At 64.2% G+C, this 19,760-nt stretch carries 23 protein-coding genes; 13 read left to right on the plus strand and 10 right to left on the minus strand.

Annotation, left to right across the window (positions count from 1 at the left end; all coding sequences use genetic code 11):
* The first annotated feature begins 100 nt into the window (after positions 1 to 100).
* A complete protein-coding gene (locus RY1_RS22980) occupies positions 101 to 1,264 on the plus strand; it encodes an MFS transporter (RefSeq protein WP_072806365.1) in 1,164 nt (387 codons plus the stop codon).
* On the opposite strand, the gene RY1_RS22985 is transcribed toward RY1_RS22980, so the two are convergent.
* The 5 genes from RY1_RS22985 to msrB all read right to left on the minus strand — a co-directional run bounded on the left by RY1_RS22985 (position 1,224) and on the right by msrB (position 5,399).
* The gene (locus tag RY1_RS22985; RefSeq protein ID WP_072806366.1) at positions 1,224 to 1,805 is read right to left on the minus strand and encodes a hypothetical protein; all 582 of its coding nucleotides are present in this window, start codon (positions 1,803 to 1,805) and stop codon (positions 1,224 to 1,226) included. The two genes, RY1_RS22980 and RY1_RS22985, sit on opposite strands and share 41 nt — an antisense overlap.
* Positions 1,802 to 2,554, minus strand: a complete 753-nt coding sequence (locus tag RY1_RS22990) for a helix-turn-helix domain-containing protein (RefSeq protein ID WP_072806367.1) — start codon at positions 2,552 to 2,554, stop codon at positions 1,802 to 1,804. The genes RY1_RS22985 and RY1_RS22990 overlap by 4 nt, the downstream gene beginning before the upstream one ends.
* Before the next feature lie 136 nt (positions 2,555 to 2,690).
* Positions 2,691 to 4,268 carry a cation:proton antiporter gene (locus tag RY1_RS22995; RefSeq protein ID WP_072806423.1) on the minus strand — a complete coding sequence of 526 codons (1,578 nt, stop codon included), beginning with the start codon at positions 4,266 to 4,268 and terminating at the stop codon, positions 2,691 to 2,693.
* 124 nt (positions 4,269 to 4,392) lie between these two features.
* Positions 4,393 to 4,911 (minus strand): peptide-methionine (S)-S-oxide reductase MsrA, encoded by a 519-nt coding sequence (gene msrA, locus RY1_RS23000; RefSeq protein ID WP_072806368.1) that lies wholly within the window; start codon positions 4,909 to 4,911, stop codon positions 4,393 to 4,395.
* Positions 4,908 to 5,399, minus strand: a complete 492-nt coding sequence (gene msrB, locus RY1_RS23005; RefSeq protein ID WP_072806369.1) for a peptide-methionine (R)-S-oxide reductase MsrB — start codon at positions 5,397 to 5,399, stop codon at positions 4,908 to 4,910. The genes msrA and msrB overlap by 4 nt, the downstream gene beginning before the upstream one ends.
* A gap of 95 nt (positions 5,400 to 5,494) precedes the next feature.
* On the opposite strand from msrB, the gene RY1_RS23010 reads away from it, so the two are divergent.
* Complete coding sequence (locus RY1_RS23010) at positions 5,495 to 6,169, plus strand: rhomboid-like protein (protein WP_072806370.1); 675 nt, start codon at positions 5,495 to 5,497, stop codon at positions 6,167 to 6,169.
* Between the two features lie 57 nt (positions 6,170 to 6,226).
* Positions 6,227 to 8,539, plus strand: a complete 2,313-nt coding sequence (secA2, locus tag RY1_RS23015) for an accessory Sec system translocase SecA2 (RefSeq protein WP_072806371.1) — start codon at positions 6,227 to 6,229, stop codon at positions 8,537 to 8,539.
* Positions 8,540 to 8,607: 68 nt separating this feature from the next.
* Here the strand turns inward: secA2 and RY1_RS23020 are convergent, their stop codons facing one another.
* Positions 8,608 to 9,195, minus strand: coding sequence for a TetR/AcrR family transcriptional regulator C-terminal domain-containing protein (locus tag RY1_RS23020; protein ID WP_072806372.1), 588 nt, complete (start codon positions 9,193 to 9,195; stop codon positions 8,608 to 8,610).
* Positions 9,196 to 9,312: 117 nt separating this feature from the next.
* Here RY1_RS23020 and bioB point away from each other — a divergent pair, with 117 nt between their 5' ends.
* The 3 genes from bioB to RY1_RS23035 are packed head-to-tail and all read left to right on the plus strand — an operon-like array spanning position 9,313 to position 11,120.
* Positions 9,313 to 10,320: a biotin synthase BioB gene (bioB, locus tag RY1_RS23025; RefSeq protein ID WP_072806373.1), complete on the plus strand. Its 1,008-nt coding sequence runs from the start codon at positions 9,313 to 9,315 to the stop codon at positions 10,318 to 10,320.
* Between the two features lie 10 nt (positions 10,321 to 10,330).
* Positions 10,331 to 10,546 carry a biotin synthase auxiliary protein BsaP gene (bsaP, locus tag RY1_RS23030; protein WP_072806374.1) on the plus strand — a complete coding sequence of 72 codons (216 nt, stop codon included), beginning with the start codon at positions 10,331 to 10,333 and terminating at the stop codon, positions 10,544 to 10,546.
* A gap of 52 nt (positions 10,547 to 10,598) precedes the next feature.
* Entirely contained in the window at positions 10,599 to 11,120 is a 522-nt protein-coding gene (locus RY1_RS23035; protein WP_169914805.1) for a DUF2567 domain-containing protein, read from the plus strand.
* On the opposite strand, the gene RY1_RS23040 is transcribed toward RY1_RS23035, so the two are convergent.
* A complete protein-coding gene (locus tag RY1_RS23040; RefSeq protein ID WP_072806376.1) occupies positions 11,111 to 11,812 on the minus strand; it encodes an NUDIX hydrolase in 702 nt (233 codons plus the stop codon). The genes RY1_RS23035 and RY1_RS23040 overlap by 10 nt on opposite strands.
* Before the next feature lie 183 nt (positions 11,813 to 11,995).
* Here RY1_RS23040 and nadA point away from each other — a divergent pair, with 183 nt between their 5' ends.
* From nadA to RY1_RS23060, 4 genes are read left to right on the plus strand one after another with little or no spacing between them, the layout of a single operon-like run.
* On the plus strand, positions 11,996 to 13,030 hold the full coding sequence (gene nadA / locus RY1_RS23045; protein ID WP_072806424.1) for a quinolinate synthase NadA: 1,035 nt from the start codon (positions 11,996 to 11,998) through the stop codon (positions 13,028 to 13,030).
* The gene (locus RY1_RS23050; RefSeq protein ID WP_072806377.1) at positions 13,027 to 14,631 is read left to right on the plus strand and encodes an L-aspartate oxidase; all 1,605 of its coding nucleotides are present in this window, start codon (positions 13,027 to 13,029) and stop codon (positions 14,629 to 14,631) included. The genes nadA and RY1_RS23050 overlap by 4 nt, the downstream gene beginning before the upstream one ends.
* A complete protein-coding gene (nadC, locus tag RY1_RS23055; protein ID WP_072806378.1) occupies positions 14,632 to 15,498 on the plus strand; it encodes a carboxylating nicotinate-nucleotide diphosphorylase in 867 nt (288 codons plus the stop codon).
* A gap of 11 nt (positions 15,499 to 15,509) precedes the next feature.
* The gene (locus tag RY1_RS23060; protein WP_072806425.1) at positions 15,510 to 15,887 is read left to right on the plus strand and encodes an RNA-binding S4 domain-containing protein; all 378 of its coding nucleotides are present in this window, start codon (positions 15,510 to 15,512) and stop codon (positions 15,885 to 15,887) included.
* A gap of 6 nt (positions 15,888 to 15,893) precedes the next feature.
* Here RY1_RS23060 and RY1_RS23065 read toward each other — a convergent pair whose 3' ends face one another.
* A complete protein-coding gene (locus RY1_RS23065) occupies positions 15,894 to 16,892 on the minus strand; it encodes a LysR family transcriptional regulator (protein WP_072806379.1) in 999 nt (332 codons plus the stop codon).
* Positions 16,893 to 16,969: 77 nt separating this feature from the next.
* On the opposite strand from RY1_RS23065, the gene RY1_RS23070 reads away from it, so the two are divergent.
* Positions 16,970 to 17,383, plus strand: a complete 414-nt coding sequence (locus RY1_RS23070; RefSeq protein WP_072806380.1) for a DUF5997 family protein — start codon at positions 16,970 to 16,972, stop codon at positions 17,381 to 17,383.
* Between the two features lie 19 nt (positions 17,384 to 17,402).
* On the opposite strand, the gene RY1_RS23075 is transcribed toward RY1_RS23070, so the two are convergent.
* The gene (locus RY1_RS23075) at positions 17,403 to 17,804 is read right to left on the minus strand and encodes a YchJ family protein (RefSeq protein ID WP_245819883.1); all 402 of its coding nucleotides are present in this window, start codon (positions 17,802 to 17,804) and stop codon (positions 17,403 to 17,405) included.
* Between the two features lie 184 nt (positions 17,805 to 17,988).
* Positions 17,989 to 18,618, minus strand: coding sequence for a homoserine/homoserine lactone efflux protein (gene rhtB, locus RY1_RS23080; RefSeq protein WP_072806381.1), 630 nt, complete (start codon positions 18,616 to 18,618; stop codon positions 17,989 to 17,991).
* A 67-nt stretch (positions 18,619 to 18,685) separates the two neighbouring features.
* Between rhtB and RY1_RS23085 the strand changes: the two genes are divergently transcribed.
* Both RY1_RS23085 and RY1_RS23090 read left to right on the plus strand, forming a co-directional pair.
* Entirely contained in the window at positions 18,686 to 19,153 is a 468-nt protein-coding gene (locus tag RY1_RS23085) for an SRPBCC family protein (RefSeq protein WP_072806382.1), read from the plus strand.
* Positions 19,154 to 19,240: 87 nt separating this feature from the next.
* On the plus strand, positions 19,241 to 19,759 hold the full coding sequence (locus RY1_RS23090) for a DinB family protein (protein ID WP_072806383.1): 519 nt from the start codon (positions 19,241 to 19,243) through the stop codon (positions 19,757 to 19,759).
* Position 19,760 lies beyond the last annotated feature (1 nt).

The raw sequence follows: 19,760 nt of genomic DNA on the forward strand, positions 1-19,760 counted from the left end.
GCTTGCGCAGTAATGACGCGTGTGCAACTATTTACGACGCGTGTGCAACTACATGCATACGCTAGATATCAGCTCGTGCATCGATCAAGGAGTTCTTCTCATGCCGTTAGGTCTGCTCGCACTTGCCATCGGTGGGTTCGGCATCGGTCTGACCGAGTTCGTCATCATGGGGCTACTACCGGAAGTAGCCTCCGATTTCGGCGTGTCCGAGGCGACCGCAGGGTGGCTCATCACCGGCTACGCACTCAGCGTCGTCGTCGGCGCACTCGGTGTGACCGCTCTGGTCACGCGATTTCCGCGCAAGAACGTACTCGTCGCGTTGATGGGGCTGTTCATCGTAGGCAATCTCATGTCCGCGTTGGCCTCCTCGTACGAGGCAATGATGCTCGGCAGAGTCGTGGCAGCTCTGTGCCACGGCGCGTTCTTCGGAATCGGCGCCGTGGTAGCTGCATCCCTGGTGGCTCCGGAGAAGAAGGCGGGCGCCATCGCGATGATGTTCGCGGGCCTCACCGCCGCCAACGTGCTCGGTGTTCCGTTCGGAACGTTCCTCGGCCAGACCTACGGTTGGCGTTCGACCTTCTGGGCCATCACCGTCGTCGGAGTCGTGGCGATGGCCGGGATTCTCGCTCTCGTCCCGGCGACCTCGAATTCGGAAGCGCCCGGAAATCTTCGCGCGGAGCTCGGTGCATTCACGCGCGTACAGGTGTGGCTGTCCATCGCGATCACAGTTCTCGGCTACGGCGGAATGTTCGGAGCCTTCACCTACATCGCCTTCACCCTCACCGACGTCAGTGGATTCGCGGCGAGTTCGGTTCCGTGGCTGCTGATTCTCTTCGGAGCAGGTCTGTTCATCGGCAACTACCTGGGTGGAAAGGCCGCCGACCGGAACCTCACGGCAACCCTGTTGATTCTGCTCGCGGCATTGACGGTCGTCCTCGTGTTCTTCGCCGTCACCGCGGAAAGTCGAATCGCGACAGTCGCATCTCTGTTCCTCATGGGAGCATTCGGGTTCGCCACGGTGCCCGGGCTGCAGATGCGCGTGATGTCGTTCGCCGAGGATGCACCAACCATGGCGTCGGGAGCCAACATCGCCGCGTTCAACCTGGGCAACGCACTCGGCGCATGGATCGGCGGTATCACCATCACCGCAGGCCTCGGCTACACCTCACCGATCTGGGCCGGCGCGGTGATCACCGTCGCGGCGTTCGTCGTACTGATCGTGGCTACGGTGATGCAGCGGGACCGGGCGTCTGTGCTGGTGTAAGCGCTCGCACCAGGGCCGCTGGGTCGTCGACCTGGATACCGAGCGATGACACCGCCTCCTGCACACGCCGAGTGACGAGTGTCGCGGGAAGTTCCGCCACCACCGGCGTCGACAGTTCGATGTCGACGCCGGTGCCGTCCTGAGTAGGCAGAAACAGTCGCCCGTCCTCGATCGCCGCGGACACGACGCCGAATCGGCGGTGGACTCGCGCTGCGACGATCATCTCGCGTGGGATCTCGGCGACGATCTTTCCGTTCGATCGCAGTGTCAACGCGTCGGGCGACAGGACATGAGGATGGACCCTGTGTAACGCAAGGAATCCAGCGAAGGAGATCAGCCCCCACAACGACGCGATCAACAGCGTCCACTGCAGCCAGGGCCACGGGACCAGGAGATGGGCCGCTACCATCTCGATCACTCCCGCGACGCCGAACGCTATCGGCGTCCCGAGTGTGCCGCGTTCGGCGGTGAAAGCCACGGAGTCGTCGGCAACGGGCGCTCTGCGGCCGGTGATCCACCAGAGCAACGATCTGTATTTCATCGCGCCACTACTTTCATCACTCGCATCAGGACGGCTCGCTGGGCAAGGTCGGGGACGACGTCGTGAATGTCCAGGAGTATCGGGCTGTCGGCCAGCTTGGACTCGGTGAAATCGACGTCGTGCAACAGGGTCGCCACATGGTCTGCAAGGGAATCGATCTCGTGAGCAATCGATGTCGGATCCGCGCCCGACAACGCCGACCATCGTGAAAGAACTGCGAGGTACGACGCGACCGCATCGGGTTCGCGCAGCGCGTCGATCATCGCGAGCGCCAGCTGATCGGAAAGACCGCCCGACAGTGCAAGCAATTCCAGGTGGTCGCGTTCACGTTCCAGTTCGACGCGTGTGACGTCGTTACTGTCGTCGATCAGGTCGGCGATGCGATCGGCCAACGGTCGGGGGAGTGTGCTGAGCGGCCTGCCGTCCTCGGCATCCGCGAGTAGATCGAGCAATCGTGACTTCTTCGTCTCCAGAGCCTTCTGTTCGCGTTCGATGCTCGCGATCAATTCGGTGAGGTCGTCGATCACATCGCCGTCGGCGCCGTCGTGCAGCATCGCGGCGATGGAACCGAGAGGAACTCCGCTCGACGCCAGGCGTCGAATCCGCATGAGGCGCACGAGGTCCGTCATCGAGTAGTCACGGTAGCCGGACGACGTTCTCGCCGCTTCGGGAATCAGCCCGAGGCGGTGGTAGTGCCTGACTGCCCGCGGTGTGGTTCCGGCTGCCTGGGCGAGAACTCCGATTCGCATGATCTGATTCTCGACCTTGACGCTGCGTCAAGGTCAAGCTCCGGTGTTTGCGCAGATCGGTACTGTGACGGCCTGTCTGGGGAGGAGCGGAAGAATGGCAGGTGGACCACCGGGCAGCAACCTACCTGGCCGGAGGTCATCCTTCTGGTCGGTTCCTCAGTTCCAGCCCGATCTGCTCGGCATCGAGCACGGTGAGCGCCCTTTCCAAGGAATCGGCGTCGAACAGCCCGTCGTCACGGGCGTCGAGGAGAGCCGATCTCTGGGCCGAGATCTCGGCGGACCGATCCTGTCCTTCTGTCGTGGCGTCGATGAGCAGGCGCCGAATTCCTTCCTGCTGAGCGTTGTCCTCCTCGGCGTTGTCGTCGTCGGTGTGCGGAGTGACCCAGCCCACGACGCGTTCGAGCGATCCACCCTGCAACAGAAGTGACCCGGCGGCGACGAGAAAGGCGATCAAGATCAGCAGTGATCGTGCAGGCGTGTCCTCCGGCAGGGTTTGCGCAGCTGCGAGGGTCACGGCACCCCGCATACCCGCCCACACCACGACGGTTCCGTCCCGCCAGTCGAGCGGGGCGGCCAGGAAGTAGTCGATGTCCGCGAGACCACGGCGTATTCGTGTCCGAAACCGTTCGACCTGCCCTGCCGACGGTGCTCGCCGACGACCGTGGAACAAGTAGTCGTCAGCGGTCCCGTCGAGCCTGCCTGCAGCATCGCTCAGCCTCGGCTTCATGCTCTCACCGCGCGCAGCGCGCCTTCTCAGCCAGCGGATCAGCGGCGCGACGAATGCTGCACGTACCAGGATCGTGAGCACGAGTGCTCCTGCCGCTATCACTGCCGCGCTGCCGATACCTCGATGGTCGTCGACGACGTCGGCAACGATCGAGGCAAGTTCGAGGCCCATCGTCAGAAAGACTGCGCCTTCCAAGACGAGCTCCACCGCGCGCCAGTTCTGAGCGTCGGACAGCCTGTGGCGAGGGGACAGTGACCTCGGCGCCCCGTGCCCGGTGACGAGCCCTGCGACGACGGCCGCAACCAACCCGGATGCACCGAGTTCTTCCGCCGGAATGGCTGCGAGGAAGGGAACGGTGAACGAGATCACGGTGTTGACGGTCGAATCGGCGACCCGCGATCGAACGGCGAGATTCAGGTGACCGATCACGAATCCGATCACGGCCGCCACTGCCACCGCGAACGCGAAGTCGCCGAGTACGCCCCACAGCGACACCGACGCTGCAGCACCGGCGATGGCAGTGCGCAGCAGTACCAGGGCGGTGGCGTCGTTGAGCAGTCCTTCGCCTTCGAGAATCGACACGACGCGTTTCGATACCGGTAGACCGCGGACTATGGACGTGGCAACGGCGTCGGTCGGGCTGACGATGGCGCCGAGAGCTATGCCCCACCAGATGTTCAGGTCCGGAATCACCCAGCTGAAGAAAAAGCCGAGCACGACTGCGCTGAGGACCACGAGTAGGACCGACAGTCCGCCGATGGCTCCGAACTCGCGTCGGAAGTCCATCGCCGGCATCGACACCGACGCCGAATACAGCAGCGGCGGAAGAACTCCGGCGAGTATCCATTCGGGTTCGAGCTCGATCTCGGGCACGAACGGAAGGACGCTGATGCCGATACCCAGAAGCACCAGAAGAAGAGGCGCCGCGACACCGATCCGGTCGCCGAGCATCGATGCTGCCGCTATGGCCAGCAGCCCGGCCACCATGACGATGAGAATTTCCACGTGCACATCCTGTCAGGCGCGTGCAGGGCTACGGGTACGTAGACGGCCCGCGAACTGCACAATGGCCCCGAGCATGTGCTCGGGGCCAGTGTGGGATCGATCGTGCTCAGCTGTTCGCAGCCTCGCGATGCGGCAGCTTCCATCCGGGTCGTACGAAGTGGCAGGTGTAACCGCTCGGATAGTTCTGCAGGTAGTCCTGGTGCTCGGGTTCGGCTTCCCAGAACGGGCCCGCGGAGGTGACTTCGGTGATCACTTTGCCCGGCCACAGGCCGGAGGCGTCGACGTCCGCGATGGTGTCGAGTGCCACCTGCTTCTGTTCATCGGACGTGTAGTAGATCGCCGAGCGATAGCTCAACCCGATGTCGTTGCCCTGACGGTTCTTCGTGGACGGATCATGGATCTGGAAGAAGAACTCGAGGAGATCACGGAACGAGATGACCGAGGGGTCGAACACGATCTCCACGGCCTCGGCGTGTGTGCCGTGATTGCGGTACGTGGCATTCGGAACGTCGCCGCCCGAGTAGCCGACCCGCGTCGACAGGACGCCCGGCTGATGCCTGATCAGCTCCTGGGCTCCCCAGAAGCATCCTCCGGCGAGGATTGCGGTCTCGGTGGTTGCAGTCACTTCTGCGCTCCTTCGTCTGAACTTCCGTCGATCTGTGCAGTTGATTCTTCGAACTGTGCGCGGTATTCACCGTAGCCTTCGGACTCGAGCCGATCCACCGGGACGAATCGCAGCGCAGCAGAATTCATGCAGTAGCGCAATCCGCCCTCGTCTTTCGGGCCGTCTTTGAACAAGTGTCCCAAGTGGCTGTCACCGGTGGCCGAGCGAACTTCTGTCCGAACCATCAGATGGCTGAAGTCTCGCTTCTCGACGACACTGGTGTTGTCGACAGGCTTGGTGAAACTGGGCCAACCCGAGTGACTCTCGAACTTGTCGGCCGAGGAGAACAACGGCTCGCCGGTCACGACATCCACGTAGAGACCTGGCTCGTGGTTGTCCCAGTACTCGTTGTCGAATGCTCGTTCGGTGCCGTTCTTCTGGGTGACCCTGAACTGCTCGGGGGTCAATCCATCGAGCGACTTCGGGTCCTTCGCGTATGAGCGCGCCATTGCCGTCCTTCCTGCTGAGTGAGGCATTCCGGCCCCACAGAGGTAAACAACCTCGACCCGCCGATATTCCAGCGGAAACAGCGCACACTCGAGGGATGGACGATGTCCCCTTGCCTGCTCGGAGATCTGTTCCTCGGGCAGTGTGGGCCTACATTCGGCGCGCTCCGGGAACCTACGTCTGGTTGGTGATTCTGCTGGTCACGTCGGTGGTGGCGAATCACCTGTCTCCGGACGTGCTCGATCATGTGCTGGGTAATCGTTCGACCAATCTGCATCATCTTGCCGAAGACCCCGTTCGAGTCCTCGTCGCGAGTGCGTTCTGGCTCGCAGGCGGCGGCTGGATCACCTATTTCGTCGTGTTCAACGTCTTTCACGTGCCGGCCGAGCGTTGGCTGGGGACATTCCGGTGGTTGTGCGTCGTGGTGATCGCGCATGTCGCAGCGACCTACATCAGCGAGGGCGCCTTGTACTGGGCAATTCGCCACGACTACGCCCCCGCATCGGCGGTGAATACGCTCGATGTCGGAGTCAGCTACGGACTTGCAGGCGTCGTTGCCGTTCTCACCTACCGCATCGCTGCGCCGTGGTGCTACGTCTACGTCGTCGGCGTGCTGGCGTTCTTCACGGTTCCCGTTCTCGTCGACGTCGATTTCACGGCCGTCGGGCACCTGTCCGCCACGGTGGTCGGTCTCGGCTGCTACCCGCTGGTTCGCGCACGCCCGGGCAAGTGGTCTCCGGGCGAGACCGTTCGGCGTGTGCGACATCAGTAGGCTGACCGAAACGGTGCCCGCAGCATCGCAGTCGACGTCGTAGGTAGGGATTGGCAGATGGCTCTGGGTTCTGATCGACTGTGGCGCGTTCTCGGACGTTCGGCGCAGAAGGCTCACACACGTTCTCGAAGCACCGTGGACCAGGCATCGAGCCTTGCGTCGTGGGCGAGCGGGAAGTCGGACGCGGACATCGCCGAAGCAGCATCGGATCTACGTGTCGGCGCCATCGACAAGCTCGATGTGCCGCGGTATCTGGCACTCGTTCGGGAAGCAGCGGAACGATCGATCGACATGACGCCGTTCGACGTCCAATTGCTCGGCGCCGTGAGGATGCTCGAGGGCGACGTCGCCGAAATGGCGACCGGTGAAGGAAAGACGCTCGCCGGCGCGATCGCCGCCGTCGGCTACGTGTTGTCCGGGCGCCGGGTCCATGTCGTGTCGATCAACGACTTTCTCGCGCACCGTGACGCGACATGGATGGCACCCCTGTACGAGATGCTCGGCATCGGCGTCGGGTGGGTTTCGGAAGCGTCGACCCCGGCCGAGCGTCGAGCCGCGTACGCCCGCGACATCACGTATGCGTCGGTCAACGAGATCGGATTCGACGTCCTGCGTGACCATCTGGTCGACGACGTCGCCGACCTGGTCTCGCCGGTTCCCGACGTCGCGTTGATCGACGAGGCGGATTCGGTTCTCGTCGACGAAGCGCTCGTACCGTTGGTTCTGGCAGGGTCGGTGTCTGCCGACGTCCCGACGGAGAAGGTGTTCGACGCGATCCGGTTGCTCCACGAGGGAACGCACTACGACACCGATGCCGACGGGCGCAACGTCTTTCTCACCGAAGACGGAGCGGCTCGTCTCGAGCAGGAATTCGGCATCGACCTCTATTCGGAGGATCACGTCGGAACCACACTCGTGGCGGTGAATGTCGCTTTGCATGCACAGGTACTCGTCAAGCGCGATGTTCACTACATAGTTCGCGACGGCAGAGTTCAGCTGATCAACGCATCACGCGGACGGGTCGCCGAACTCCAGCGCTGGCCCGACGGTCTGCAGGCCGCTGTCGAAACGAAAGAGCGGTTGATCCGGACCGAGACCGGTGAGATCCTCGACACCATCACCGTGCAGGCGCTGATCGGCAGGTATTCGACCGTCTGCGGCATGACGGGTACGGCGCTGGCAGCGGGCGAACAGCTCAGGACGTTCTACGGACTCGGTGTGTCCGTGATTCCGCCGAACCAGCCGAACATCCGTGTCGACGAGCCGGACCGGGTGTACGACACCGCTGCGAACAAGAACGCAGCGGTGGTCGCGTTCGTGAAGTCGATCCACGAGACCGAGCAGCCGATACTGATCGGTACTCACGACGTGGCCGAATCCGAGGATCTCGCAGCGCAGCTGGAGGACGCCGGAATTTCGAGCGTCGTGCTCAACGCCAAGAACGACGCCGAGGAAGCGACGGTGATCGCACGCGCGGGCATTCGCGGAGCTGTGACGGTGTCCACCCAGATCGCCGGCCGAGGCACCGACATCAAACTCGGAGGAGCCGAAGGCGCCAAGGACGCGGCGATCAAGGACGCCGTCGTCGATCTCGGCGGATTGCTGGTGGTCGGGACGGGACGACACACGACCGAGAGACTGGACAACCAGCTCCGCGGTCGCGCAGGCAGACAGGGCGACCCCGGCCGTTCGGTGTTCTTCTCGAGTTGGGAGGACGACGTCGTCGTCGCCAATCTCGGTCCGAAGGAACAGCCGAAACGACACGACGACACCGGCCTCATCACGTCGGGAGGTGTGTCGGCCAAGATCGACCACGCGCAGCGAATCGCCGAGGGAGCGATGCTCGAAGTCCATTCGCGCACATGGCGATACAACCAGTTGACGGCCCAGCATCGCGAGATCCTCGACCGCAGGCGCACATCGTTGCTCGAGTCCGACGAAGCTCTGCAGCTGTTGGTCTCCGGTGCTCCGGACCGCGCGAGCGAGCTCGAGAAGACGGTGTCGACGAAGACACTGGAGGTCGTCGCGCGCAGAATCGTGTTGTTCCACCTCGATCGCTCGTGGTCCGACTACCTGGCGCACCTCGCCGACGTTCGGGAGAGCATCCATCTGCGGGCGCTCGGGCGTGAGAATCCGCTCGACGAATATCACCGCATCGCAGTCGATGCCTTCAGGACGGTCTCGACCAAAGCGGTCGAATTGGCCGTTGCGACGTTCGAATCGGCCGAGATCACCGAGGACGGAATCGATCTGGACAGCGCCGGACTTGCCCGACCGACGTCCACATGGACGTACATGGTGCACGACAACCCGTTCGCGAACAGCACTGCGAACAGCGCAGGTCTCGGTGTGATCTTCGGCGGTCAGTAGACGCCCGATCGCCGCCGGAACAGAGTGGCCCAAGCCGGACCGTTTGGTTCCAGGTGGGGGAGGGCCGGTCAGATGCGCTCGGCTGCTCCGAGTTCGTGTCGGACTCCGCCGACGAACAGGTTGAGTCCGAATTCGAATCGGCTGGTGGGGTCGGGGCTTTCGAACAGCGGAGATGCCTCGTCGGTGAGGGCGCCCACCGAGTCCATCTGCATGCGCGACTGCTCGTCGACCGTCTGTCCGAGTACGTAGTACAGCATGGTGTCCGCGGTCAGTTCGGCGTTCTCGCGTGTGAGACCGGCGCGAATGCATATCGACGCAAGTCGTTCGCGTACGCCGTTGGTCACGAGCCGTGACGCGTACGTGGCTGCGACCAGTTCTGCTCCGTCGCGGTGCGAGAGCAGTGCGTTCCGCACGCGATGGGCCACTTCGCGTAGCTGTTCGTCCCAGCGAACCGTGCGTGCGGGCGCATCGACGTCGGCGAGCACGTGGTCCGCGATGGCGCCCAACAGTGTCTGCTTGTTGGGGAAGTGCCAGTAGAGCGCACCGGGCTGCACGTGAAGCAGGGTGGCGAGCCTGCGCATGGTCAGGTCGCCGAGTCCGTATTCGTCGAGAATCGAGATCGCACCCTCCAGAACGTCTGCTCGTCGCAGCTGCACTATGCGCCCCTGTCTCGTGTATCGGCTTTGACACCCATCGATGCCCAGCATAACCTGAACGCCGTTCAACTTGAACACCGTTCAATCTTGTCCAGGAATCATGCTGAGGAGCCGCTCGTGACACAGGTATCGACCGACATTCTCGCGGTTGCCCGCGAACAGGTGCTCGCCGAAGGCACGGGATTGTCTCGGGAGCAGGTTCTCGACGTTCTGCACCTACCCGACGACCGCCTGGAGGAACTCCTCGCCGTGGCGCACGAGGTACGCATGACCTGGTGTGGGCCGGAAGTCGAGGTCGAGGGGATCGTCAGCCTCAAGACCGGTGGCTGCCCGGAGGACTGCCACTTCTGCTCGCAGTCCGGATTGTTCGAGTCTCCCGTGCGAGCAGCGCGCCTGGACATTCCCAGTCTCGTCGAAGCGGCAAAGCAGACCGCCAAATCGGGGGCGACCGAGTTCTGCATCGTCGCGGCTGTCCGCGGTCCGGACGATCGGCTTCTCGCTCAGGTAGCAGCGGGGATCGAGGCGATCAGGAACGAAGTCGAGATCGACATCGCGTGCTCGCTCGGGATGCTGACTCAGGACCAGGTGGACCAACTCGCAGGCATGGGAGTGCACAGGTACAACCACAATCTCGAGACGGCCAGGTCGTATTTTCCGAACGTCGTCACCACGCACACGTGGGAAGAGCGCTGGGGAACGCTGCGCATGGTCAGGGACGCAGGCATGGAGGTGTGCTGCGGAGGAATTCTCGGGATGGGGGAGTCCCTGGAACAGCGAGCCGAGTTCGCCGCCGATCTGGCGTCGCTCGAGCCGGACGAGGTCCCACTCAATTTCCTCAATCCCCGCCCCGGTACGCCGTTCGGTGACCTCGAAGTCCTTCCCGCCTCCGAGGCCCTTCGAGCGGTCGCGGCATTCCGCCTGGCATTGCCGAAGACGATCCTTAGGTTCGCCGGTGGCCGCGAGATAACCCTGGGCGATCTGGGTGCGCGGAAGGGAATCCTCGGCGGAATCAATGCGGTGATCGTGGGCAACTACCTGACAACCCTCGGTCGGCCCGCGGAACAGGACCTCGACCTGCTCGACACCCTGAGCATGCCGATCAAGGCTCTCGGCTCGACCATCTAAGGTGGGTTGCGTGACGAGCGAGGAGCGGTACAACCCCTTCACCGGGCAGCCCGTGGTGGCAGGTGTCATCGTTTCCGTGCCTGCTGCGGCGCGGCTCGGCCTCGAACCCCCTCGCTTCTGCCGTGAATGTGGTCGCCGGATGATCGTGCAAATCGTTCCCGACGGGTGGTCGGCCGTCTGCTCGCGGCACGGCGTCACCGACTCGACGTCTCACGACAGGCGTTAGAGCTGTGTGGCGCAGTGGTGCCGGCGTAGGACGCGCCGGAACGGTGCTGGTGGTGGCTGCTGTCTCGGCCGGCATCGGAGTGATCGGCGGCGTGGTGTGGGCGCTGTGTGCGCCGGCCGAGCAGTTCGTCGTCGTGGCACCGGGGCAGGGCGCCGCACTCACGGGCGAGAGTCTGCACCGATTCGACTCGCTCGCTCTTCTCGCGTGCATCTCGGTGATCGTCGGCGTCGTGCTGCCGGTCGCATTCTGGACGTGGCGAAGCAGGCGTGGGCCCGTGCTGTACCTCGGTCTGTTGATCGGGACGGTCGTCGGTTCCGCGATCACAGTAGGTCTCGGCGTCTGGATCGCGGGGCTCGTCCACTCCCGCCCCGACGATCCCGAGGTCGGCAGCGTCGTCGCCGTGGCACCAGGAATGGAATCGCCGCTCGTGTTGACGATCACCCCTCTCGTGATGTCACTCGTCGTGGTGTTGCTGGCGGCGATGAACCCGCACGACAACCTGATCGATACACCGGACGAGCACACACTGGATGTCGCTGCCGACGCGTCGTCGATGGAGAGCGATCACGCCTGACCAGGAGGTCGGAGGGCGGCGAATTCGTCGGTGACGCGCAGGGACGCGTCGGCGAACCGGTAGAGGGCGGGAGGTCTGCCGCCTGCTTTCCCCGACGGCGACGTCCTTCCCGTCGCCTCCAACACTTTCCGTCGCGCGAGCACTCGCTGCAGGTTGGTGGCATCGACCTGATATCCGAGCGCGGCGGCGTAGATCTCTCTGAGGGTCGACATCGCGAATTCGACGGGCGCAAGCGCGAACGCGATGTTGGTATAGGAGAGTTTCGCGACGAGACGTGTCCGGGCGTGGCGTACCACTGTTCCGTGGTCGAACGACGTTGCGGGAAGCCGGGCGACGGGGTGCCACGCGGTGTCGACCGGAAGCGTCGGGTCCGACGAGATCGGCACGAGGCCGAGGAAGTTCGAGGCGATGCGGCGGTCGCCGGGCACCCGGTCGGGATCACTGAAGATCGAGAGCTGCTCGAGGTGAGCGACCGTGCGGACATCGACCTTTTCGGCGAGCTGCCTCCTGGCCGACGTCGACAGGTCCTCGTCGGTTGCGAGGACGCCGCCGGGAAGTGACCAGGATCCTTCCTCGGGTTCGCGGGCACGCTGCCAGAGCAGCACCGCGAGTTCGGGTCCCTGTGCCGCGGTGAAGGTCCGAACCTGGAACACCGCGATGAGTACTTCGTGCACAGTGATACGATGTGTCATGTTTTCGATTCTAAGTCGAAAACCCCCACGAAGGAAATCTGGACCGGGAGCGGAACCTGCAGGGCGGTAACCAGCGGGATTCACATACCGGACGATCGATGAAGGAGTACCGCCATGACGAGCAGTGCAACCCGTGTCGAGACTGTCGGTTCGGCAACCGGCCACTCGATCGCCGACGGCTCGATGCGCGCCGATTCCGCATGGGCGGGGTACGCGAACATCGTCGACGGTCCAGGGGGATACGGCGGCGTGGAACCGACCGAGGAGTGGGCCGCCGAGATCAAGCGACTTGCTCGTCAGCGGGGAGCGACGCTGCTGGCGCACAATTACCAGCTGCCTGCGATTCAGGACGTCGCGGATTACGTCGGAGACTCGTTGGCTCTCTCGCGTATGGCAGCCGAGGTACCCGAGGACGAGATCGTCTTCTGCGGCGTGCACTTCATGGCGGAGACAGCCAAGATTCTCAGCCCGTCCAAGACCGTCCTGATTCCGGACCAGCGGGCCGGGTGCTCGCTTGCCGACTCGATCACGGCAGACCAGTTGCGTGAGTGGAAAGCCGACTTTCCGCATGCGATCGTCGTCTCGTACGTCAACACGACGGCGGAGATCAAGGCACTCACCGACATCTGCTGCACGTCGTCCAATGCCGTCGAGGTAGTCGAGTCGATCGACCCGAACCGCGACATTCTGTTCCTTCCCGACCAGTTCCTCGGTGCACACGTCAAGCGCGTGACCAAGCGCGACAATCTCCATATCTGGGCGGGCGAGTGCCACGTACACGCGGGCATCAACGGCGACGAACTTGCCGAGAAGTCGCGTAGCCACCCCGACGCGGAACTGTACGTTCACCCCGAATGCGGCTGCGCCACATCCGCTCTGTACCTCGCGGGCGAGGGTTTCGTCGCACCCGACAAGGTCAAGATCCTCTCGACGGGCGGCATGCTCGACGCAGCGCGGCAGACGGGTGCCAAGCAGGTTCTGGTGGCTACCGAGATCGGAATGTTGCACCAGCTGCGCCGCGCTGCACCCGATGTCGATTTCCAGGCGGTCAACGACCGTGCATCGTGCGGCTACATGAAGATGATCACCCCGGCCGCCTTGCTTCGCTGCCTCGTCGAGGGCAAGGACGAGGTCCATGTGGATCTCGAAACCGCGCACGTGGCCAGCAAGTCGGTGCAGCGCATGATCGAGATCGGCACGCCTGGCGGCGGAGAGTGACGCCACCCGTCGGGGGGATATCACCGTCGGTCGCATGGGAGGCGACGGCGGATCTGGTGGTCGTCGGCGGAGGAGTCGCGGGCCTGAGCGCGGCGATCTCGGCCTCGCGTCGTGGACTGGCGGTCCTGACGGTCAGCAAAGGTGGTCCGACGGATACCGCGACGCAGTACGCGCAAGGCGGTATCGCGGTGCCGGGGACCGCCGTCGAAGGTGATTCGGTGGAGTCGCACGTGCAGGACACATGCGACGCAGGCGCGGGATTGTGCGACGAGGAGGCCGTACGATCCATCGTCGACGCAGGCCCGGAGGCCGTCGCCGTCCTCGAGTCCCTCGGAGCGATGTTCGACCGAGGGGTCGACGGCGGTGTCTCGCGGACCATGGAGGGCGGTCACCGAGTACGCCGCATCATTCACTCGGGTGGCGATGCGACCGGTGCGGAAGTCCAACGTGCACTGAACGAGTCGGGCCATACCGTGCTGTTCGGAACGTCGGTGGTCCGAGTGCTGACCGTGCAGGGCGACGTCGCCGGAGTGCTGGCGCATTCGTCCGCGGGCTACGGCGTCATCCATTCACCCACCGTGCTGCTCGCGACCGGTGGACTCGGACAGTTGTACTCGTGCAGCACCAATCCGCCGGGAGCCACCGCAGACGGGATCGCACTGGCTCTCGATGCAGGTGCCGAGGTCTCGGACATCGAATTCGTCCAGTTCCACCCGACCGTTCTGTTCGCGGCAGGTTCGACGGGCCGCAGACCCCTTGTCAGCGAGGCTGTTCGAGGTGAAGGCGCGCACCTGGTGGACCTGGAAGGCACCCGCTTCATGACCGGGGTGCACCCGCTGCGTGATCTGGCACCGCGGGATGTGGTCTCGCGCGCCATCGCCGAGCAGCTTCACCGCACCGGCACGGATCACGTCCTGCTCGACGCGCGTGCGGTACGCGATTTCCACACTCGCTTCCCGACGGTCACCGCGTCCTGCCTCGCGGTCGGAATCGACCCGCAGGCTCAGTTGATACCCGTTGCCCCGGCGGCGCACTACTCGTGCGGTGGTGTGGTGACGGATGTATGGGGTCGCACCGGTGTTCCAGGTCTGCTCGCGGCAGGAGAAGTTGCCCGAACCGGACTGCACGGCGCCAACCGTCTCGCGTCGAACAGTCTCCTCGAAGGCCTCGTCGTGGGTGGGCGTGCAGGCATCGCAGGGGCGCAACGGCTCGGACGTAGGGCTGATCCTGCCGACATCTCGCTGCCCTCGACCGTGAGCGTTCCCCGGCATCGACTGCAGACGTTGATGACCGAGCATGCCGGTGTGGTCCGAGACCGAGACGGTCTCGATGTCGTCACGCGAGCGGTGAACGGTGCTGTCCCTGCGGAACCGCGCGGATCGGTATGGGAGGACGCCGCCCTCACGGTGTCCGCATCTGCTCTCGCGCTCGCCGCGTCCGAACGGACCGAGAGCCGCGGTTGCCATACGCGCCGCGACCACCCAGGGGCGGACCCGGCCATGAGGCGAAGCACACGAGTACGCCGGAATGCGCACGGAGATCTCGAACTTCGTGTGCCATCCGGCGTCGACGACATGGATCTCATGACGGGAGTGGGATAAGTGAATGCATTGACCGAACAGGGACTCGATCCCGATGAGGTCCGCGCGCTCGTTCGGCTCGCCCTCGACGAGGACCTGCGTTACGGGCCCGACGTGACGACCACTGCCACTGTGAGCGCCGACGCCGTCGCCACTGCATCGGTCGTCGCGAGGGTGCCGGGCACGATCGCCGGTATCGACGTCGGACTCGTGGTGCTCGACGAGGTGCTCGGCGCAGGAACCTACGAGGTGGCGGATCGATCGGACGACGGATCGACGGTTGTTCCAGGACAGTCGGTTCTCACGGTCACCGCCCCCACACGCGGACTGTTGACCGCCGAGCGCACGATGCTGAACCTGATCTGCCACCTGTCCGGGATAGCCACGGCGACTGCAGCGTGGGTTGCCGAGGTCGCCGACACCGACGCGAGAATTCGCGACAGCCGTAAGACCTTGCCGGGTCTGCGGGCGCTGCAGAAGTATGCGGTCCGTGCAGGCGGCGGGGTCAACCATCGCATGGGTCTCGGTGATGCGGCCTTGATCAAGGACAACCATGTCGCGGCCGCGGGCTCGGTCGTCGCAGCGTTGAAAGCCGTGCGGGCTGTGTCTCCCGATATCGAGTGCGAGGTCGAAGTGGACAGCCTCGAACAACTCGACGAGGTACTGGCCGAGGACGTCGAACTGGTGTTGCTCGACAACTTCGCACTGTGGCAGACCCAGATGGCGGTGCAACGACGAGCGAAGCTGTCTCCGGCAACGAAGCTCGAATCATCGGGCGGACTGACCATCGACGTGGCGCACGATTACGCCAAGACGGGTGTCGACTTCCTCGCAGTCGGAGGGCTGACGCACTCGGTGACGGTGCTCGATCTCGGGCTGGACATGTAAATTCGGTGTCGATGCCCGAAAATCAGAGCGTTCGTCTCGACAGTTGGATCTGGGCGGTCCGCCTTTTCAAGACCCGATCGGCCGCTGCTGCAGCGTGCCGGTCGGGCCACGTCCGTGTGAACGGCACCGCCGCGAAGCCAGGCCAGCGCGTCGGCCCCGACGACGAGGTCCGGCTGCGTGTCGGCGGGCTGGAGAAGATCGTCGTGATCATCCGCCCCATCTCGAAGCGGGTGGGTGCCGCCGTGGTGTCCGAATGCATGATCGACCGTAGTCCACCGCCGCCGCCGAAAGAAGTACTGGCATCGGTCCCGCGCCGCGATCGAGGCGCAGGTCGACCGACCAAACGTGAACGCCGAGACATCGACAAACTGCGAGGCCTCGGCATCTGATCGCGCTTACTTGCGTTTCGGGCGATTGCCTGTCGGCGGCTTTCTGCGCGGATCCCGGCTCGCTTTGCTCGGCGGTGGCTTCTTCGTTCGAGCCGGCTTCCTTCGCGCCGGCGCGGTTGGTGTCGACGCCGGGCCTCGCGAGCTGCGGACCGACCGGCCGCGCACGATACCGACGAACTCTTCGACCTGCTCGGTGGTCTTGGACGTGGGCCAAGCGATCGCGATCGGCGATCCCGCGACCCCGTCGACCGGGCGGTACACGAGGTCTTTCCGGGCGTGCAGACGCGCGATCGACTGCGGAACCACGGCGATACCCAAGCCGGCTGCGACATATTCGAGGAGCTCGGCGTTGGAGTGCACCTCGGGTGGCGTCGAACGTGTGCCATCGGCGATCTCCGTCGCCACGGCGGCCCATTCGGGCACCGTGACCGGGTCTTGCAGCAGATGCTCGTCGGCGAGATCGGTCACCGGCACGCGGTCGTAGGCGGCAACGGGATGGTCTTTCGGGACGACGACGACGACGACCTCCTCGTACAAGGTGATGACACTCAACCCGTCGCGCTCGATGGGCAGACGCACGAAGCCGACGTCGACGGAATCGTCGAGCAGGGACTCGAGCTGTGTCGGAGCTGTCGTCGACACGAGGTTCAGCTCGATGTCCGGGAATCGCTCGGCCCAGATGCGAGTCCACTTGGTCAGTGTGACGCCCTCGGTGTATCCGATGGTGAAGGTGGGGGACAGCCTGTCCGCCGCCTCACGGCGCCGTAGTTCTTCGTCCTCTGCCACGATTCGCCGCGCCTCGGGGAGGAACTCGGATCCGGCTTCGGTGAGTGTTGTCGGCGACGCGCCTGGGACGAACAGCGGGTAGCCCAGTTCGGTCTCGAGATCTGTCACGGCTCGGCTCAACCGAGTTCGGGCGATGTTCAGCGACTTCGCCGCGCGCGCGAAATGCAGCTCCTCCGCCACGGCGATGTACCAGCGCAGGACCTGTACTTCGAGATTCACGTGTCAACAGTATGCGACGAACACCGCGTGCCCGGACGGTGGCGTCGACCCTTCGTCCGTGCGGATAAGCTGTACGGGTGAGCCCGGAGAAGAAGCAACAGCACATGAAGCCCCTGACCGCGGCGAGCAAGCTCGGTATCTACCTACAGGCCGCGCCCGAAGAATTTCAGAACACGCCGCTGTCCAGGGCCGATCTCGACGCGATTCGCCGGGAGCCGCCCGCCTGGCTTTCGGAACTTCAGGAGAACGGACCGTTTCCCAAGGATGTCATCGCGCGCAAGCTCGGCGTCTCGATCGCCGGATTGGCGCGTGCCGAGGTGACCGAGGCGCTGACGGCAGCGCAGATCGAAGAACTGCTCGAATCCAAGCCCGCGTGGTTGGTGAAGGAGCGACGCACTCAGGCCGAGGTCCGTGCCGAGGCCGAGCGGGTCAAGGCGAAGGAAGAAGCGCGCCGAGCCGCGACGAACCGTCCGCAAAAGCTCCGCAAGTAGTCACCGGGCGGCCGGTCACTCAGCTGCCGGTCACGACTCCATCCATGTAGACCCACAGGCCGTCGCGACGGACGAAACGACTCGTTTCCGTCAGCACGCCGTTGCCGTCGGGATGCTTGTAATACGCACTGAACTCGACGGTGCCTTCGTCGTCGAGGATTCCTCCTGCAGTCGAGCCGTGGACGTCGAGCCGGTACCACTTCTGTAGCGGATCGAGCGTCAGATCACGCGGCGCCGTCGCCGGGTGCCAGCTGCGGTAGAGGTAGTCGATGTCCCGCACGCTGAACGCGGAGTAGCGCGATCTCATGAGGTGCTCGGCCGTCGGCGCTGCCTTGTCTCCGCGCAGGAACGGCAGGCAGCACACCTCGAACGGCTCGCCCCGAAGGCATGGACATGCCGACACTGCACCCTTACTGCTCACCGGCCCAGTGTCTCAGAACTGGTTCCACCATTCGGCGACGGCGTTGTAGACCAAGCTCAGCCACCCCCATACCGGAGGGATGGGCCAGATGTCGGGTAGGTGTCCGATCATGGACCATGTATCGCAGCTCGCAGGGCGCATGTCAAGGCGGCGCATGTCAAGGCGGCGTATTTCAAGGCATGGATCAGACCGGAGTCACACGGCGAATCGTTGCGAGGAATGTTGCCGCGACGAAGAAGAGCCCCGCAAACGTTCGGTTCACACCGAGTTGCTGGCGGCGCGAGCGCATCACGCGCAGAACCCTGGAGGCCAGAGCGGTGTATCCGGTCATCACCAGCATGTCGATGGCGACCATCGTCGCGGCGATCACGAGGTACTGAGGGAGCAGCGGGCTCGTCGGATCCAGGAACTGTGGCAGTACTGCCAGCATGAACACGACGGCTTTCGGGTTGCTGGCGTTGACGAGGAACCCGCGAGCGACCATCGCGGCACTGCCGTCCGCCACCGGCGGCGCATCCGCGATGTCGGTCGGTGCCGCTCGCCACTGCCGTATCCCGAGGTAGACGAGATAGAGAACCCCGAACCACTTGATGGCCGAGAATGCCAGTGCGGAGTTCGCCAGAAGTGCTCCGAGCCCCACTGCGACGATCGCGATCTGAAGTACGAGGCCGATCTGCAAGCCGGCGATGTTCCAGTATCCGCGTCGCAGACCGTAACGCAGGCCGGTGGACATCGACGCGATGGCACCGGCACCGGGCGAGAGACTGATGACGACGCTCGCGCCGAGAAAAGTGAGCCACACTTGCCAGGTCATCGATCCATTGAACTACGCAGGTCAAATCGCGTGGCTTGAAGGTCGCCGCTGTGGGTACCGTACGCACATGGCTTCGATACGAACGATCGACAGAGGTAACCGCGTGGTGGCACGGCAGATCGAGGTCAATGCCTCGGCCGCAGAGCTTTTCGCGATCGTGGCCGACCCGCATCGACACGGCGAACTGGATGGCTCGGGAACGGTCAAGGAGACGGTCAAGGGCCCCGAGCGGCTTGCGGAGGGCGCCAAGTTCTCGGTGGGTATGAAGCAGTACGGGGTGCCCTACCGCATCACGAGCACGGTGACGAGCTTCGTCGACGCCGACACCACCAAGGTCATCGAGTGGCAGCATCCGCTCGGACATACGTGGCGATGGGAGTTCGAGGAGAAGCAGCCGGGAGTCACCACGGTGACCGAAGCGTTCCAGTACGGCACGGCGAAGGCGCCCAAGGTGCTGGAGGTCTTCAAGATGCCGCAGCAGAACGCGAAGGGAATCAGCTCGACGCTCGAGCAATTGGCGCGCAAGTACGCCTGAGGTCAGGAACGGCCTGAGGTCAGGAACGGCCTGAGGTCAGGAACGGCCTGAGCTCAGGAACGGCATCGGGGGATCTACACTCGCGGCATGGCGATAGTCCCTGACACCAAGAACTGGACGTGGGTGCTGGAACGACCGTGCCCGGAGTGCGGATTCTTCGCCGGTGCCGTGACGATCGACGCCGTACCCGATCTGATTCGGTCGGATCTTCACGCGTGGGAATCCGTACTCGCACGGCCCGACGTGTCGATCAGGCCGGATCAGCAGACGTGGTCGCCCCTCGAATACGGCGCCCACGTACGAGACGTGCATCGAATCTTCCGCGAGCGACTCGCGCTCGTTCTGGAACAGGACGCTCCGCTGTTCGCGAACTGGGATCAGGACGCGACGGCGATGGCCGAGGACTACAACGCCCAGAATCCGGCGACGGTCGCCGCCGAGCTGAACGAGGCTGCGTGCGCTCTTGCGTCGGCCTTCGAGGCTGTTTCGCCGTCGGAGAGATCGCGGGCCGGCCGTCGCAGCGACGGTGCCGAGTTCACCGTCGAAACCCTGGCGCAGTACTACATCCACGACCCGATCCACCATCTGTGGGACGTGCGGCGATAGC

The organism is Rhodococcus yunnanensis NBRC 103083, from assembly GCF_001895005.1.
Lineage (GTDB): Bacteria > Actinomycetota > Actinomycetes > Mycobacteriales > Mycobacteriaceae > Rhodococcoides > Rhodococcoides yunnanense.

What these genes read in the sequence shown, in the direction of transcription:
- RY1_RS23010 (WP_072806370.1), top strand. Translation starts at nt 5,495, where the DNA reads ATGGACGATGTCCCCTTGCCTGCTCGGAGATCTGTTCCTCGGGCAGTG.
- RY1_RS22990 (WP_072806367.1), bottom strand. Translation starts at nt 2,554, where the DNA reads ATGCGAATCGGAGTTCTCGCCCAGGCAGCCGGAACCACACCGCGGGCA.
- rhtB (WP_072806381.1), bottom strand. Translation starts at nt 18,618, where the DNA reads ATGACCTGGCAAGTGTGGCTCACTTTTCTCGGCGCGAGCGTCGTCATC.
- RY1_RS22985 (WP_072806366.1), bottom strand. Translation starts at nt 1,805, where the DNA reads ATGAAATACAGATCGTTGCTCTGGTGGATCACCGGCCGCAGAGCGCCC.
- RY1_RS22995 (WP_072806423.1), bottom strand. Translation starts at nt 4,268, where the DNA reads ATGGTGGCCGGGCTGCTGGCCATAGCGGCAGCATCGATGCTCGGCGAC.
- nadA (WP_072806424.1), top strand. Translation starts at nt 11,996, where the DNA reads ATGCGCGCCGATTCCGCATGGGCGGGGTACGCGAACATCGTCGACGGT.
- msrB (WP_072806369.1), bottom strand. Translation starts at nt 5,399, where the DNA reads ATGGCGCGCTCATACGCGAAGGACCCGAAGTCGCTCGATGGATTGACC.
- RY1_RS23040 (WP_072806376.1), bottom strand. Translation starts at nt 11,812, where the DNA reads ATGACACATCGTATCACTGTGCACGAAGTACTCATCGCGGTGTTCCAG.
- RY1_RS23085 (WP_072806382.1), top strand. Translation starts at nt 18,686, where the DNA reads ATGGCTTCGATACGAACGATCGACAGAGGTAACCGCGTGGTGGCACGG.
- secA2 (WP_072806371.1), top strand. Translation starts at nt 6,227, where the DNA reads ATGGCTCTGGGTTCTGATCGACTGTGGCGCGTTCTCGGACGTTCGGCG.
- RY1_RS23060 (WP_072806425.1), top strand. Translation starts at nt 15,510, where the DNA reads ATGCCCGAAAATCAGAGCGTTCGTCTCGACAGTTGGATCTGGGCGGTC.
- RY1_RS23090 (WP_072806383.1), top strand. Translation starts at nt 19,241, where the DNA reads ATGGCGATAGTCCCTGACACCAAGAACTGGACGTGGGTGCTGGAACGA.
- RY1_RS22980 (WP_072806365.1), top strand. Translation starts at nt 101, where the DNA reads ATGCCGTTAGGTCTGCTCGCACTTGCCATCGGTGGGTTCGGCATCGGT.